This is a genomic window from Domibacillus sp., from assembly GCF_031181085.1.
Classification (GTDB): Bacteria; Bacillota; Bacilli; order Bacillales; family Domibacillaceae; genus Domibacillus.
On the sequence record NZ_JAPSLE010000003.1, the window covers coordinates 208,086 to 223,239 of the forward strand.

Sequence of the window (15,154 nt, forward strand, 5' to 3'; positions counted from 1 at the left end):
TATATTATCTTGATTTTCCTGGCCGAAATACTACCTAAAATCTAAGTATTCTAGTCACTCATACTGTTCGACATTTGATAAGATGTTCTAATTATCTATTTAGTAAAATTGTAAAGCAAAAACTTACTTTTCTTTAGTAAAATCTGCTATCAAAATATTTAGACAACGGACTTTTTTCTTAGAAAAGAGATAATGTAAGATACATTGAAAGGGGTAGGCTTTATGACTAAAGGTATAACTGCTGAAAAAATATCAATTATTGTTCCTGTTTACAATGTAGAGGATTATATTGAAAGATGCTTAAATACAATTTGTGGACAGTCATATAAAAATCTTGAAATTATCCTTGTTGATGATGGTTCCTCTGACAATAGTATGAAGATCTGTGAAGAGTTTTCAAAAAAAGATAATAGAATTAGGGTTATTCACCAGAGTAATCAAGGAGTAAGTGCGGCAAGAAATAAGGGGATTGGTGCAGCAACAGGTGACTATATCGCTTTTGTCGATTCTGATGATTATATTCATCCTGAAATGTACGAACGCTTATATATGTTACTTAAAAAGGAAGATGCAGATATGTCAGCCTGCTTTATCAGAGGTTGTTGGGACAGTAATTATGCTGAACCCTTAAGAGATAACATTAAAATCAGAGTTTATGATAAGGTTGGTGCAATTAAGACAGTGTTTGACCCCGAATATGAAATAAACGGAGTAGGGGTCGTAGTTACTAATAAGTTGTATAAGAAAAACTTATTTGATAATCTTCTTTTTAGTACTCAGGTCAGGCGTGGAGAAGATGAGCAAATTATTTGTTATTTAATGAAGCGAGTTAATAAATTTGTAATAACGGATGAAAGGCTATATTACTACTTTAATCGTCAAGAAAGCCTAGTTCATAAAAAATCAAACGAAGCCCAAAATATTAGAGAACATTTGGATTTACTGAATATGTATGATGAGAGAATGGTGTTATTTAGAGAAAAAGAGTTCAATGATATTTACAATACCTGTTTTTTCAACATGATGAATTTGACCATTACATCCTTTTTTAATCTGAATGACAAAAAAATAAAAAAATCATTGGTCAAAAGATATCGCTATCACTTCAATGAGTTTAGCAAAAGAATTTTTATTGATCTGCCTATAAAAGATAAAGTTCGCTTTTTCACATTCAGAATCTATCCTGAAATGTACACGTTAATTCTTATTGCTTCCCGAAGAAAAGCAATACAGTAGTGTTTGCAAGGAAAAAAGAGTGTATGGCTAATTTCAAATATACAAAATGTGAATACTAACTCCAAGGCCATTAATTTAAAGAAAATTAATGGCTTTTTAAATGTATTAACACATTGCCAAAGACTTACTAAAAATTTTAGTTTTATTTTGACAAGGAAAGAAGTATTTCAATATATACATTTCGGAGTTAGGAGAGAGGCCATTTGTTAAAGTCCTTAACATCATTCAGATTTATCGCCGCCTTTATGGTATTTTTATTTCATGTAAATGTACTTAGCAATTATCAACTTGGCGCTGCAGGAGTTTCATTCTTTTTTGTATTATCAGGTTTTATAATGGCCTACACTTACCATTCTAAATTTGTAAAGTTGGATAAGGTAACAATAAAGAAATATTACTTCGCAAGGTTTGCAAAAATATATCCTGTTCATATATTAACTTTTCTAATCTCAATGCCCCTAGTGATATTGTATTTTCATCCAGCCGGACTTTATTTGGTTAAACTCACTTTTATGTCAATAATTAATTTACTTTTAGTTCAAAGTTTTATTCCTAGTCAAGGAACATATTTTAATTTTAACGGTGTTTCATGGACTCTATCAGTAGAAATGTTTTTTTATTTAACATTCCCTTTTCTTATATCAGTATTAATGAGACTGGGTGTTAACAAGCATATATTCAAATCGTTAGGAACAGCTTTTATAATTTGGATCATACTATTCACACTAAATATAAAATTAGATGAAAATAACCATCTACACGTTTGGTTGTTACATATATTTCCTTTAGCTAGATTATTTGAATTTGGGATCGGAGCCGTTTTAGGTTTAATTTTTATCTCTAAAAGAGATGATGTGAACATAAGTAAGTTTGTATTTTCATTATTAGAATCGTTCTGCGTAATATCTTTTATTGGTTTATTGTTACTTTCGGTAAATTTGGACGTTGGAGCAGTACGTGGCGGCTTATTTATCCCAATCTGGTGCATGTTAATTTTTACTTTTTCATTTCAGGCTGGTATTATTTCTAATGTTTTATCACACAAATTTTTAATTTATTTAGGAGAAATAAGTTTTTCTTTTTACATGATTCACCAATTAGTAATACGCTATTTAGATTTTTTTCAATTAGAGAATATGTTGAAAATATTATTATGCTTCTTTATCTCTCTATTCTTGGCCGCAGTAATGTACCAATTTTACGAAGAACCATTACGTAAGAAAATTCGCTTTGGATTCCAAAGAAGTATGAAAGGAATTAATCATTTATCAGGAGATACGGCTCCTGTAAAAAAAGTTAATTCTTAAGCCGTTTTTCTAATTTGATCTTGAACAGTTGAGGGTGTCTGATAGCCAATACTATTATAAATTCTTTTGCAGTTATACCAATCTTCTATAAATTGGTACATCGCCAAATTTATCGATGGGTAGTCTAGTATCGCGCATGTCTGACTTCTTCTTTCTTTAATATAGCGTGAAACGATTTGATGCAGGCATTGTCATAGGGGCAGCCTTTCTGACTAAAGGATTGCTTGGTACGATATTTTTTGACGTACTAAGTAAACTCACTGCTTTGTATTGTGAGTCAAGACATATGTGAAAAATTAAGTTCTTCGGGAGCGGCAGATATTTTGGGTACTTCGATCACTAACTCTGCCGTCATTGAACGGGAAGAGTAATAACCAACGATTTTTTTGGGGTGCAGAAAGATCCAATACAAAGACCAGATAATATCACCCGTCTTTCAAGGTGTGAATATACGTGATATCTGCCACCCATTTTTCAGTTTCATATATATAACTGTAAAAATTAATTGAAATTTTCAAAATATGTATTGACGGTTATTAACAGGGATGATATATTTCAATTAATTGTTCTTAATAAAGAACAAATATGTCGTTTTTATACTTTATAACGAAAAGTTTCGAATTACTCCATACATAATATTCACAAAAATTATAAATACACTATCTATCAAATATTTTTAATAGAAAGGGGGTCAGGAAATGAGTGCAATTGCTGGGATTTACCATAGCAGTAAGGAACCAGTGAATAGAGAGCATATTCAAGGAATAATGGAAAACTTAAAGCAATTTCCAGCCGATGATATACAAGTATGGCATAAAGAAAATATCTTCTTGGGCTGCTATGCACAATGGATTACACCGGAATCAATAGAAGAACAGCTGCCTTATTATGATCATGAGAGACAGCTGGCCATTACAGCCGATGCGATTATTGATAATCGTGAAGAATTGTTTGAGCGGCTGCAAGTGGACAAGCCGAATAGAAAGGTGATAACAGACAGTCAGCTCATTTTACATACTTATGAAAAATGGGGGGAAGCATGTCCCAAGTATCTTATCGGTGATTTCACTTTTATGATTTGGGATGAAAGAAAGCAGAGGCTATTTGGCGCCAGAGATTTTTCGGGCAGTAGAACACTCTATTACTATTATGACTCTCTGCGCTTTGCTTTTTGTACAACTATACAGCCGTTACTGTCGTTACCTTATGTTAAAAAACAGCTGAATGAGCAATGGATGGCAGAGTTTTTGGCAACTCCGGGGATGAACGAAGGCGTTGATACTTCTATTACGGTGCACAAAATGATTCAACAGCTGCCGCCCTCCCACAGTATTACGATAGCAAATGGGCAAAAAAAAATATGCAAGTACTGTACGGTTATACCTTCAAATAAGCTGCGGCTAAATTCAAACGAAGAATATATAGAGGCATTCAGTGAAGTGTTTCAAACAGCTGTCAACAGCCGGCTTCGTACATACAAAAATATAGGTGCCCATTTAAGCGGCGGCTTAGATTCAGGATCGGTAGTAGGATTTGCGGCAAGGGAATTACGTAAGCAAAACAAGCAGCTACATACGTTTAGTTATGTTCCTTCGGCAGATTTTATTGATTGGACGCCTAAAAATGCCGCAGCTGATGAACGGCCCTTTATTCAGTCGACTGTACAGTATGTAGGTAATATACAAGATCACTATCACTCTTTCGACGAAATTAATCCTCTTTCAGAAATAAATGAATGGCTTGGCATAATGGAAATGCCCTACAAGTTTTTTGCGAATGCGAATTGGTTGAAAGGCATTTTTGAAAGAGCAAATGATCAAGGAGTTGGAGTGCTTTTAAATGGTGGAAGAGGAAATTTAAGTATCTCCTGGGGACCGGTTTTAGAATATTATGCGCTGCTTTTAAAAAAGGTAAGATGGCTTTATCTTTTACGTGAATTAAATCAATACAGTAAAAACATGGGTGGAAGCAGAATGCGGCTTCTGCCGACAATCGGAAAAATAGCATTTCCAACCCTAACAAAATACCAGTCGCTTAATGATTCTTCCAAGCAGCCGCTTATTATTAATCCACAACTGGCGAAAAGAACCAAGGTATTTGACAAGCTTAAAGGACACGGAATTGATGTAAGGGGGTCTGCGCCTTTAGAGAATGTATACATGGCGAGGAAGAAACATTTTGAGGAAACTTTCCCATGGAATGCAACAGGCACACTCGGAACCAAGCTGTCTTTACGCTATTCTACGTGGAAGCGTGATCCAACGAATGATTTACGGGTAATCCGCTTTTGTTTATCGATACCGGAGGACCAGTATGTACAAAATGGGTTTGGACGGGCACTTATCCGGAGAGCTACCAAAAACATTCTTCCGGATAAAGTCCGGTTAAATCAAAAAGTTAGAGGCATCCAGGGAGCCGATTGTATTCACCGTATGACACCTTATTGGGAAGTGTTTATACATGAACTTGAAAACATTGCTCATCATCCAGTTATGATGGAATTAATAAATATGGAAGTATTTCAGACGGCTCTTGAGAAGATGAAACAAGGTCCACGGGCAGAATATTCATTCGATTCAGATTATCAGGTGTTGATGCACAGCTTGAATGTATATAGATATATCAAACATTTTACTTGAAAGGAGGTGAAATCAATGAAAAAAGAATGGAAAGCTCCTACATTGGAAGTGCTGAATGTTGAAGAAACAATGGCGAGTGCAAACTGGGGTAAATACGACGAAGGGTACAATGCTGCTCTTGGCGAAGAAGGACAAACAGGAGTTCATCACGGTTCGTAATAGATAGAGCTTTTATTCATAGGTTGTTTAGGTCCTTATTCACTGAAAAGTAATAAGGACTCAACCATTTTTAACCTTATTAAAAAGGAGTAAAAGAGTAAAAATGGCTTTGTAAAAAGAAAAGAGCCTTATTTTTTACTTCTTTGTTCGTTATATTGAACGAAATATCTTTTTCATAGCTATGTATTTGGTAAACAAAAGCTTTTGTTATGGAGGAAAAATCAAATGGTAGAAAAAAACAACATGTATGTCTATAAAGCTTTTGGATTATGTATTCGAAGCGAAGTCTCTTTGCCGGAAATAATTGAGATAGAAGCATCTGAGAAGCTATCAGAAGATATTGTAGTAAAAGAAATGGATTTGACTTCATTGTGGCTGAAAGACTCCATTCCAGGAAAGCATTTTGTTATAACCGAAAATACATGCTTGTTTAACGTTCCTGAAGTCGCTATCTATTTCGTTCAAAATGGCAACGAAGTCATTGTTTCTCCTTTCAATGGCTCTGATGAAGATCAGCGCCGTCTTTATATTCTTGGAACATGCATGGGTGCTGTTTTGATGCAGAGAAAAATTCTTCCTTTACATGGAAGTGCGGTAGCGATTGATGGGAAGGCTTATGCAATTGTAGGAGATTCAGGAGCTGGAAAGTCGACTCTTGCATCCGCTTTTTTAAATAATGGCTGTCAGCTTTTAAGTGACGATGTAATTCCTATAACAATTTCTATGGAAAATATTCCAATGGTAACACCCGCTTATCCACAGCAGAAACTATGGCTGGAAAGCTTGCATAAATTCGGTATGAAATCCAATCAGTATCGACCTATATTTGCCAGAGAAACAAAATTTGCAGTCCCTGTTTCCACTCAATTTGCAGAGAAGCCATTACCTTTAGCAGGAATATATGAGCTTGTAAAAACAGATCATGAAAAAGTTAATATCCACGAAATTGAAAATATGGAGCGGTTTTATACTTTGTTTAAGCATACGTACCGTAATTTCTTTATTACTCGGGCTCATCTTATGGAATGGCACTTTCAAACTTCCGCTCACATTCTAAGTAAAATTAGTATGTATCAATTACAACGGCCCACTTCCCGTTTTACAGCTGCCAATTTAACGGATTTGGTTTTAAGTACAATTACGAAGGAGGAAATGGTATATGAATAAAAGCGAGATTCTTTCAACCAGTCATCTTGTCAGTCAAAAGTCTGGAAATATTGTGAGCGATATGGATGGTGAGAAAGTAATGTTAAGCATTGAAAAAGGACGATATTACAATCTTGGCGAGGTAGGCGGAGATATTTGGGAAGCGATCAAAGAGCCTGTTTCCGTATCTTGTTTAGTCGAGTCCTTAACTTCTCAATACGCTGTACAGCAAGCAGATTGCCAAGATCAAGTCATTGGATTTCTAAACCGACTGCTTGAGGAAGGATTAATTCAAGTGAGCGGAGCAACCCATCCTTAATGTCAAAAATTTTAAAATTCAGGAGGGAGAAATGAAGCTCTTCACAAAGGCAAGAGCCTTTTTTAAATTAGATGTAAAAACGAGATTTCTCTTAATAGAAGCGTTTTTTTACTTGGCATGGGGACGATATCAAAAGAGAAGAAATTTTTCCGAAATTGCACCCTCTCTAGGAGTTCCAATGAAAGAGACTATGTTTACAGCTACCTCAATAAATTTGCGAACTTCAAAAAGCGTTTCTTCTGCGATCCGTACTATGAGTCATTATACGTTTTGGGAGAGCGCATGCCTGGTAAAAGCATTGGCTGCATTAAAGATGCTGGAAAAAAGAAACATTGAAAGCACTCTTTATTTAGGGACAGCCAAAGATAAAACAGGGAAGCTTGTTGCTCATGCCTGGCTGCGCAGCGGTTCTTTTTATGTCTCGGGGTTTGAGGAGATGGAGAATTTTACAGTGGTTGCTAAATTTGCAAAAGAGATTAACATTCAAAGGGGAGAAGGAGCAAGCTATGACAAGGATGCTGAATCTTAAAGATCTCTCACCGGAAGTACTGCTTATATTTGAACTGCTGAAAGAGCAAAATGAACAAAGTATCCAAATAAATACAAAAAGACTTTGTGAAAATATTAATTGGCATCATTTTTTAGAACTTACGCTGCATCACCGTGTTTTTCCCGTACTTTATTCCAAAATAAAATTGCTTGGCGAAAATACAGTGCCTTTATTTGTAGCTGAATCTCTACGCCAATACTATAAAAATAATACGTTTAGGATGTTGCAGTTAAGTGCCGAAATGGAGCAGGTGAGCATTCTTTTTTCTGCTCAGCAAATAAAAGCTCTTTTTTTAAAAGGGCCGGTTCTGGCTCAGGATCTCTATGGAGATATCTCTCTTCGTACTTCGAGTGACATAGACTTCATTGTACCTATTCAAAGTCTTGAAGAAGCCGAAGAATTATTGGTTCGTCGTGGATATCAAAAGGATGACTACATTGAAACGGTTTTAGAGGACTGGCGATGGCGGCATCATCATGTCACATACTTTCATCCTGAAAAAAAAATCAAGCTGGAGATTCACTGGAGAATGCACCCCGGTCCCGGGCGTGAGCCGACTTTTCAAGAGTTGTGGAAGCGCAAAAGGCAAAGTTCACTTACTGGTTCCCCCGTTTATTTACTCGGTAAGGAAGATCTTTTTTTATATCTTATTTCTCATGGGGCGCGCCATGGATGGTCAAGACTTCGCTGGCTGGTTGATATTCAGCAAATGATGAAACAAGAAATAAATTGGAAAATGGTTTGTGAATTATTTAAAATATATCATAATATAAACGTAGCAGGCCAAGCTGTTATTCTTGCTGCACAGCTTTTGCATTCCTCTGTCCATGAAGAATTGAAGCCGCTTTTATCAGTAAAGCGGTCACAACAACTAGCTCAAGAAGCGATTTTTTATCTGGAACGAATGGTTAATTTGCATACAGATCCGGTTCCGCTAGAGATTTCTAAATATCATGCACGTCATTTGTTTTCGTTAATGTCTGCTCAGCAAAAGTGTTTTTATATTCTTAGTTTTTTACATCCTTATCCGGAAGATGCCCGGATACTGCCTTTGCCTAAACGCTTGCATATTTTGTATTATCCCTTGCGTCCGTTTTTATGGGCTTGGAGAAAAAGGAAGAAACCTGCGCTATCATAGGAGGCTTTCAGCATGAAAGATATCGTTTATTTTTTAAAACAAATTCATCTATACACTGGAAATATTCTTTACTTTAATCTTTTCGCTATGGCATCGATTGGCTTACTTGAAAGTGTTGGAATCTTATTGCTGACGCCTATGCTGAGCTTAACGGGAATTATAGATTTGGAGATACCGAATGGCCCTTTTTTTATGGCATTTGGCTTTTTAGAGCAGATTCCTAGTGTTATTGGGCTGCCCGTAGCTTTAGGGATATACGTGTTGTTAGTAATAGGTCAAAATGCATTACAAAGACAAATCACAATACGAAACGCCGTTATACAAAACGGTTTTTTAAGATACATGCGAACAGAAACCTATAACAGGCTACTTCATTCAAACTGGAGCTTTTTCATTAAAAATAGAAAATCAGATCTTCTTAATTTACTGTTAAATGAAGTAACTCGTGCTACCGCAGGCACAAATGCATTTTTGCAATTTCTTGCTTCATTTTTGTTTACCTTGATTCAAATTGGCCTCGCCTTTTTTTTATCCCCTTCTATTACAATATTCGTTTTGATTTCTGGAAGTATTCTTGTTTTATTAAATCGTAAGTTTCTGAAACGGTCACTTGTTTTAGGAAGTAAAAATTATGAGCTCAACAAAGCTTTTTTTGCCGGAGTGACAGATCAAATAAATGGAGTTAAAGATATTAAAAGCAATACGTTAGAGAAATCGAGAATAGCGTGGTTTCAAGATATTTCGAGTAACATGGAGAAGGAACAGATTCAATATACAAAAATGAAAACAACATCACAATTATATTATAAAATTGCTTCTGCTCTTTTAATTGCTATTTTTATCTATACAGCTGTCAATAGCTTTCAAGCACAAACTGCTCAATTGATGCTGATCATTATTATTTTTTCAAGGCTATGGCCTAGAGTGGCAGGAATCCAGTCTTCTATGGAACAATTAGCCATGACTATTCCATCATTTAAAGCAGTAAAAGCTTTTCAGCATGAATGCAAGAGTGCGCAAGAATTCGAGCCTCAATCAATTGAATTAATTCCTTCTGTTCGTCTGTTTAAAGGAGTAGAATGCGAGAATGTTTCGTTTCGATATAGTGCAGAAGAATCTGTTTATGCATTAAAAAATCTTAATATTTTTCTTCCCGCCAATCAAATGACTGCTGTAGTCGGCCGCTCAGGCGCGGGCAAAAGCACCTTGATTGATTTGTTAATGGGATTAAACAAACCGGAGTCCGGTCAGGTGCTTGTTGACGGCATTCCGCTTTCGGCGGAAAATGTGCTGTCTTTAAGGAAGTCCGTCAGTTATGTAGCGCAGGACCCGTTCCTGTTTAATACAAGCATTAAGGAGAACCTGCAACTCGTTGTACCGGAAGCAGGAGAGGATCAAATGTGGGAAGCACTCGAGTTTGCTTCCGCAGCAGATTTTGTCCGAAATCTTCCGCAAGGACTCGATACGGTCATCGGCGACCGGGGGATTAAGCTGTCAGGCGGAGAGCGGCAGCGGATTGTGCTGGCACGGGCGATTTTGCGCAAGCCATCTATTCTGGTGCTGGATGAAGCCACGAGTGCGCTGGATACGGAAAATGAAGCGAGAATACAGGAAGCAATTGAGCGGCTGAAAGGAAAAATGACGATCATTGTCATTGCCCATCGGCTGTCAACGATACGAAATGCTGATCAAGTGATCGTGATGGAAAAAGGCGAGGTTGTCCAGCAGGGGGCATTCAGCCAGCTTTCGCAGGAAAAAAATAAAGTCTTCAGCAAGCTGTTAAGCAGCCAGGCAGCGGTGATCAAGCAAGGATAAAATGTTCTTTAAAAAGAACTAACTATCGATTATAATAATATTATTATTAAGAGATCTACCGAATTTCTTCTCATATAGGATAATTATGCTCTTATTGTTCTTTAAAAAGAACGATATGGTTGGGAAGGAGGTGAACAAATGAAAAAGGGATACAACGCACCCCATGTGCTTTCTCATCTAGCCATTCAATTTGAAACCGCTCAAAGCTGGAATCCTGGAAAAGGAAATTTAGATCATAAAGGTACAGGAAATGATGGAGTGAACTGGCCGCCGAACAATCCAAACTCAACACCAGGCGGAGCGGGTGATCCGGGAAAAGGAAATTAATAAAAATAAGCAGGTAATGGAGAACTTCCATTACTTGCTTGTTTTAAGCATTAAAGAAGGAGAATAGCCGTGAATACGAATACCTTTCAAACCAAAATTGGTGATCATCACATTCAGATTAACAGCTGCTCCAGCCAAGTCCTGGCTGCTTTGTCAAAAGATTTTCCCTCTTTTCATCCAAGTAAAAAGCCGGATATTGAAATGACAATCGAGGACGGCTACGGGGTTTCGTTTCAAGGTTATGAAGTAGATATAAAAAAAAGCGAGGAGTTTATTTCTTTCACAAGAGCGGATTACCAGCTTCAAGTGCAGCCTGATTTCAAGCGGGCAGCCCTTTTTGTCCATGATGAGCTTGCTTTAAAACATGCATTGATGAATTTTTACAGCTCTTATATCGTTCATCACAATTGGGGGCTGCTCATTCACTCGTCCTGTGTGGTCGACGGGCAAGGAGCCCACCTTTTTTCAGGCCGTTCCGGAGCCGGGAAATCAACCGCGGCCCAATTATCCTGTCCGCGCACTCTTCTTTCTGATGAAGCAACCATTGTTAAAATTACGATGGACAGTGTGATCGTATATGACTCTCCTTTTCGCAGTGAATTGCGGGCAAGCGGGACAGAAGAAATGGTACCTCTAGAAAGTATTCACCTGCTGCATCAATCGTTAACGAATAAAAGAGTGGAAGTGAAAAAATCGGATGCTCTTTTGCAGCTGATGGACAAAGTCTTTTACTGGCCTCACAAAAAGGAAGAAGCGGCATCGATTCTTTTTTTATTAAAACGATTAGTGGAGCACAGTGCGGTATATGATTTATATTTTCAAAAAAATAATACTTTTTGGGAGCTGATTTCATCATGACAACGTATGTGCGTAAAAGTGAAGCGGATGCAGTTGAGCTTGATGGTGAATGGATTATTTTAAATATGGAGCAATACACGGTTACGACTATTAATGAAGTGGGCGGCTTTTGCTGGGAATTACTGCGTGATAAACAAACATCCGAATCGATTGCACAGGCTGTTATGAAAGAATATGATACGCAGGGAACGGCTGTGGAAGCGGATATTGAGGAGTTTTTGGCACACTTAAGCCGCTGTGAGCTGGTTGATTATGAGAGGGAATGAGCATGCCGTTTATGCAGTGAAAAAATCTATTCAAAAAAACGGATGGATCGATTTGCCGGCAGAGGGGACCAGTATGTTTCCACTCATTCAAAGGGGGAATGTTTGCCGCTTTGTGGTATGTGGAACGTCGGAACTGGAAAAAGGAGACGTTGTTTTATTTCAAGCAGCAGATCATCGATTAGTCGCTCATCGATTTTTAGGAGTAAAAAAGAACAGCCGGTATATACGTTATCTTTTTAAAGGAGACACCAATTTAGGTGCAGATACTCCTGTTACAGATGATCACATTATCGGCAGGCTTCTTTTTATTCGAAAAGGAAACCGAACGATGCATACAGGTGGGCCGTTCTTTTTCATTTGGCGCATAATAGTCCTTTCTTTTCCCCCCATTTCTTCTTTTTTAAGAGCTTTTTTAAACTACAAAGAAGCCGGAAAATAACCAGAGGTGCAGGAACATGAAACTCAAAACCATTATAAATAAGCAAAGCCTGCAGCAATACTTTTCATTTAAAGAGATAAAACACATCTTTATTTTGCTTGCACCTTATATTAGGAGACACAAAGGAGTATATATTGGACTGTTTTTGCTTCTTTTCGTTGAAATGGCTATTACCCTGTCATCGGCCTGGTTTATCGGTACGATTATGGATGCAGCGGTTCAGCGTAACTTTAGCCAGTTAAAATGGCTTGTTATGGTTGGGGTTGGCTTGTCCTTTCTACATATTACAACAAATTTTGTTTATACGTATTTGGATACCGTTGCGATGAACGCAGTGGAGAAAGACTTGAAATTGGACTTATACAAACATATTTTGCTTATGTCAGGAAAAAGCTTTTCCTCGATTCACTCAGGAGAGCTGCTTTCCCATTTTACAAATGATATCAGCCATGTTCATGGAGTGGCTGGCAGTGGATTACTAAATCTCGTTCGTTTGCCGATTATGTCGGTCGGTGCTTTTATTTATTTGGTTCAAATCAATTGGACATTATCCTTTTTTGTTCTTTCGATCGCGCCCCTGGCAGTTGCAGGAGGGGCTGTATTCGGCTTGCTGCTCCGGAACAACAGCCGGGTTATTCATGACCTGCACAGCAGTATAACAAAGAGCCTTGCTGAAACCTTTCAGGGCTTCACCGTAATCCGTTCATTTACGCTTGAGGGGCTGTTTTTCAAAAAATACGCCCAAAAGAATGAAAAGCTGTATAAGCTGGAATTAAAAGATGCAAAGCTGAGAGGGTGGTTCGGAGCAGGAGGACAAGCTGTTGCTACCGCCTCTTTCTTAATGAGCCTGCTTATCGGAACATATTTGGTCACCGATGATGTTTTAACGATCGGTGCTTTAGTCACATTCATCAACCTTGTGAATCATCTTATCTCTCCTCTCACCGGTCTTGCCGGGCAATGGGCAGGCTACCAGCACTCTATATCCGCTTTGGAAAGAATCGTACATGTGTTTAAGCAGCCCGCAGAAGCAGAGGAACTGCCGTCTTACTTTTCATCAGGACAAACCAGCAGGGAGATCCGCTTTCAAAACCTCACATTTAGCTATGATGGAACCCATTCCGTATTTCAAAACCTTGATCTGCAAATTCCAGCCGGCCAGACAGCGGCCATCGTTGGCCCGAGCGGAGCAGGGAAATCAACACTTTTTAATTTGCTTCAATCCTTTTACCGGCCGGATGCGGGGACTATTTTGATTGATGGTGTTTCTGCTGATGAGCTGCCCGTGTCACAGCTGAGAAATATGATCGCCTGTGTCCCGCAGGAAACATTCCTGTTTAGCGGAACGATTCGGGAAAATCTGCTGCTGGCACGGCCTGGAATCACGGAGGAGGAGATGATTCAGGGAGCGATGGACGCCAATATCCATAATTTTATTGCGTCACTGCCTGCAGGCTATGATACGGAAATTGGTGAAAGAGGCGTCAGGCTTTCCGGCGGGCAGAAGCAAAGGATAGCCATTGCAAGAGCTTTACTAAAAGATGCGCCCATTCTGCTGTTAGATGAGGCCACCTCTGCTTTAGACAGCGAATCGGAATATTTGGTGAAAGAAGCGCTGGAGCGGCTGATGAAAGGAAGAACCACATTAATCATTGCTCATCGTTTATCGACTATCCAGCACGCTGACCGAATTGTTGTCATGAATAACGGAGAAATTGTGCAAATGGGCAGCCATGAGGAGTTAATACGTGAAGAAGGTCTTTATCAAACATTGAGTAATAAACAATTTTTTCAAAAGCCAGCCGAGCTACAGCCTTTATTTTACTAATGAAAGAAGTGTGTTATATGATCCATCAGCTGATTGCCTCTCTTTATAATCCCAAGGTTACGATGCCCTCTGATGAGCGCTTTTACACTGAAGCACTAAAGGACATAAACAATGATTCGGTCTTTTCTCAGCTTTATTTTTTGATGAAACAGCGGGACGTTCTGGAACAAACACCTCTGTTTTTCCAAAAAAAGCTGAAAATGCATTATCAGACTGCTTTATATCAAAACATCTTTATCAAAAAGCAGATAGAACTGCTTTTCGATTTATTTGAAGAGGCTGGGATCGAAACCATTCCGCTGAAAGGAGTGTATTTTGCTGAAGATTATTTCGGGCATATCGGTGCGCGTGCGACAACAGATATTGATCTTTTGATTCGAAAAAAAGATATTCAGCAGGCAGTACACGCGGTAAAAAAGCTTGGCTTTGATCTGGAAGAGGAGCCGATCCCGTCTCATTTCCATGTCAGCTTCAGTAAAATGATCCCCGGCTCGCCATACCCGCTGACAGTAGAAATTCATTGGGATATTTTAAAAGAAACAACAGCGGATCTTCAAATAGAGGAATTCTGGAAAGAAGCACGTCCTTTAAGTTCGTATGGAAAAGTAAAGGCTTTATCCGATTATCATACCTTTTATATGATCTGCCTGCATGGCTGGCGGCACAATTTAGATTCCCCCAAGTATTATCTCGATATCATTCAAATGATCGATATTTTGAAAGGCAACCTGCCGTATGAGCGGTTATTTCAAGATGCGAAAAGGCATCAAACGGTAAAACGGATGAGCCGTACATTGTCGCTGGTGTATGAAAAATATCCGATGTTAACAGACATAGCGCCTTTAGGAGCGTATATAGCCCCAAAAAAGAAGCAGGGACAAAAACAAGGAAGCCGCTTTTCTTCATATACCCAATTTATCGGCTATCAATTTTTTAGCTATGATACCATTCGGCACAGCTCGGTCGAATTAAAGCTCTGGCTCCTTCCAACGAGAAGAGACCTGCTTTCTCAAGTTAATCAAGATCCAAAGCGGTTCTCTTACCTTTCTCTTTTGTCCCGCTTATATAAAAAACGCTGCTTAAGTGCTGTTAAGGTGCTGATATCTATTTTTTAAAACTAACGCTGC

General features: G+C 38.3%; 15 protein-coding genes. All 15 read left to right on the forward strand.

Features of this window, described 5'->3' with window-relative positions; genetic code table 11:
* Positions 1 to 222: 222 nt before the first annotated feature.
* The 15 genes from RIN81_RS06905 to RIN81_RS06975 all read left to right on the forward strand — a co-directional run bounded on the left by RIN81_RS06905 (position 223) and on the right by RIN81_RS06975 (position 15,142).
* On the forward strand, positions 223 to 1,236 hold the full coding sequence (locus tag RIN81_RS06905) for a glycosyltransferase family 2 protein (RefSeq protein ID WP_309088667.1): 1,014 nt from the start codon (positions 223 to 225) through the stop codon (positions 1,234 to 1,236).
* Between the two features lie 203 nt (positions 1,237 to 1,439).
* Positions 1,440 to 2,543: an acyltransferase family protein gene (locus RIN81_RS06910; RefSeq protein WP_309088669.1), complete on the forward strand. Its 1,104-nt coding sequence runs from the start codon at positions 1,440 to 1,442 to the stop codon at positions 2,541 to 2,543.
* 698 nt (positions 2,544 to 3,241) lie between these two features.
* Positions 3,242 to 5,182: a lasso peptide isopeptide bond-forming cyclase gene (locus RIN81_RS06915; protein WP_309088671.1), complete on the forward strand. Its 1,941-nt coding sequence runs from the start codon at positions 3,242 to 3,244 to the stop codon at positions 5,180 to 5,182.
* A gap of 15 nt (positions 5,183 to 5,197) precedes the next feature.
* Positions 5,198 to 5,341 carry a paeninodin family lasso peptide gene (locus tag RIN81_RS06920; RefSeq protein WP_309088673.1) on the forward strand — a complete coding sequence of 48 codons (144 nt, stop codon included), beginning with the start codon at positions 5,198 to 5,200 and terminating at the stop codon, positions 5,339 to 5,341.
* Positions 5,342 to 5,566: 225 nt separating this feature from the next.
* Entirely contained in the window at positions 5,567 to 6,508 is a 942-nt protein-coding gene (locus RIN81_RS06925) for an aldolase (RefSeq protein ID WP_309088675.1), read from the forward strand.
* Positions 6,501 to 6,806 (forward strand): lasso peptide biosynthesis PqqD family chaperone, encoded by a 306-nt coding sequence (locus RIN81_RS06930; protein WP_309088677.1) that lies wholly within the window; start codon positions 6,501 to 6,503, stop codon positions 6,804 to 6,806. The genes RIN81_RS06925 and RIN81_RS06930 overlap by 8 nt, the downstream gene beginning before the upstream one ends.
* 31 nt (positions 6,807 to 6,837) lie before the next feature.
* Positions 6,838 to 7,335 (forward strand): lasso peptide biosynthesis B2 protein, encoded by a 498-nt coding sequence (locus RIN81_RS06935; protein WP_309088680.1) that lies wholly within the window; start codon positions 6,838 to 6,840, stop codon positions 7,333 to 7,335.
* The gene (locus RIN81_RS06940; protein WP_309088682.1) at positions 7,313 to 8,494 is read left to right on the forward strand and encodes a nucleotidyltransferase domain-containing protein; all 1,182 of its coding nucleotides are present in this window, start codon (positions 7,313 to 7,315) and stop codon (positions 8,492 to 8,494) included. Before RIN81_RS06935 ends, RIN81_RS06940 begins: the two co-directional genes overlap by 23 nt.
* Positions 8,495 to 8,506: 12 nt before the next feature.
* Entirely contained in the window at positions 8,507 to 10,309 is a 1,803-nt protein-coding gene (locus RIN81_RS06945; RefSeq protein WP_309088684.1) for an ABC transporter ATP-binding protein, read from the forward strand.
* A 138-nt stretch (positions 10,310 to 10,447) separates the two neighbouring features.
* Positions 10,448 to 10,636: a hypothetical protein gene (locus RIN81_RS06950; protein WP_309088686.1), complete on the forward strand. Its 189-nt coding sequence runs from the start codon at positions 10,448 to 10,450 to the stop codon at positions 10,634 to 10,636.
* 69 nt (positions 10,637 to 10,705) lie between these two features.
* Positions 10,706 to 11,494: a hypothetical protein gene (locus RIN81_RS06955; protein ID WP_309088688.1), complete on the forward strand. Its 789-nt coding sequence runs from the start codon at positions 10,706 to 10,708 to the stop codon at positions 11,492 to 11,494.
* Positions 11,491 to 11,760: a PqqD family protein gene (locus RIN81_RS06960; protein ID WP_309088690.1), complete on the forward strand. Its 270-nt coding sequence runs from the start codon at positions 11,491 to 11,493 to the stop codon at positions 11,758 to 11,760. The genes RIN81_RS06955 and RIN81_RS06960 overlap by 4 nt, the downstream gene beginning before the upstream one ends.
* Positions 11,747 to 12,199, forward strand: coding sequence for a S24/S26 family peptidase (locus RIN81_RS06965; protein WP_309088692.1), 453 nt, complete (start codon positions 11,747 to 11,749; stop codon positions 12,197 to 12,199). Before RIN81_RS06960 ends, RIN81_RS06965 begins: the two co-directional genes overlap by 14 nt.
* Positions 12,200 to 12,215: 16 nt before the next feature.
* Positions 12,216 to 14,027: an ABC transporter ATP-binding protein gene (locus RIN81_RS06970; protein ID WP_309088694.1), complete on the forward strand. Its 1,812-nt coding sequence runs from the start codon at positions 12,216 to 12,218 to the stop codon at positions 14,025 to 14,027.
* Between the two features lie 17 nt (positions 14,028 to 14,044).
* Positions 14,045 to 15,142 (forward strand): nucleotidyltransferase family protein, encoded by a 1,098-nt coding sequence (locus RIN81_RS06975; protein ID WP_309088696.1) that lies wholly within the window; start codon positions 14,045 to 14,047, stop codon positions 15,140 to 15,142.
* Positions 15,143 to 15,154: the final 12 nt, after the last annotated feature.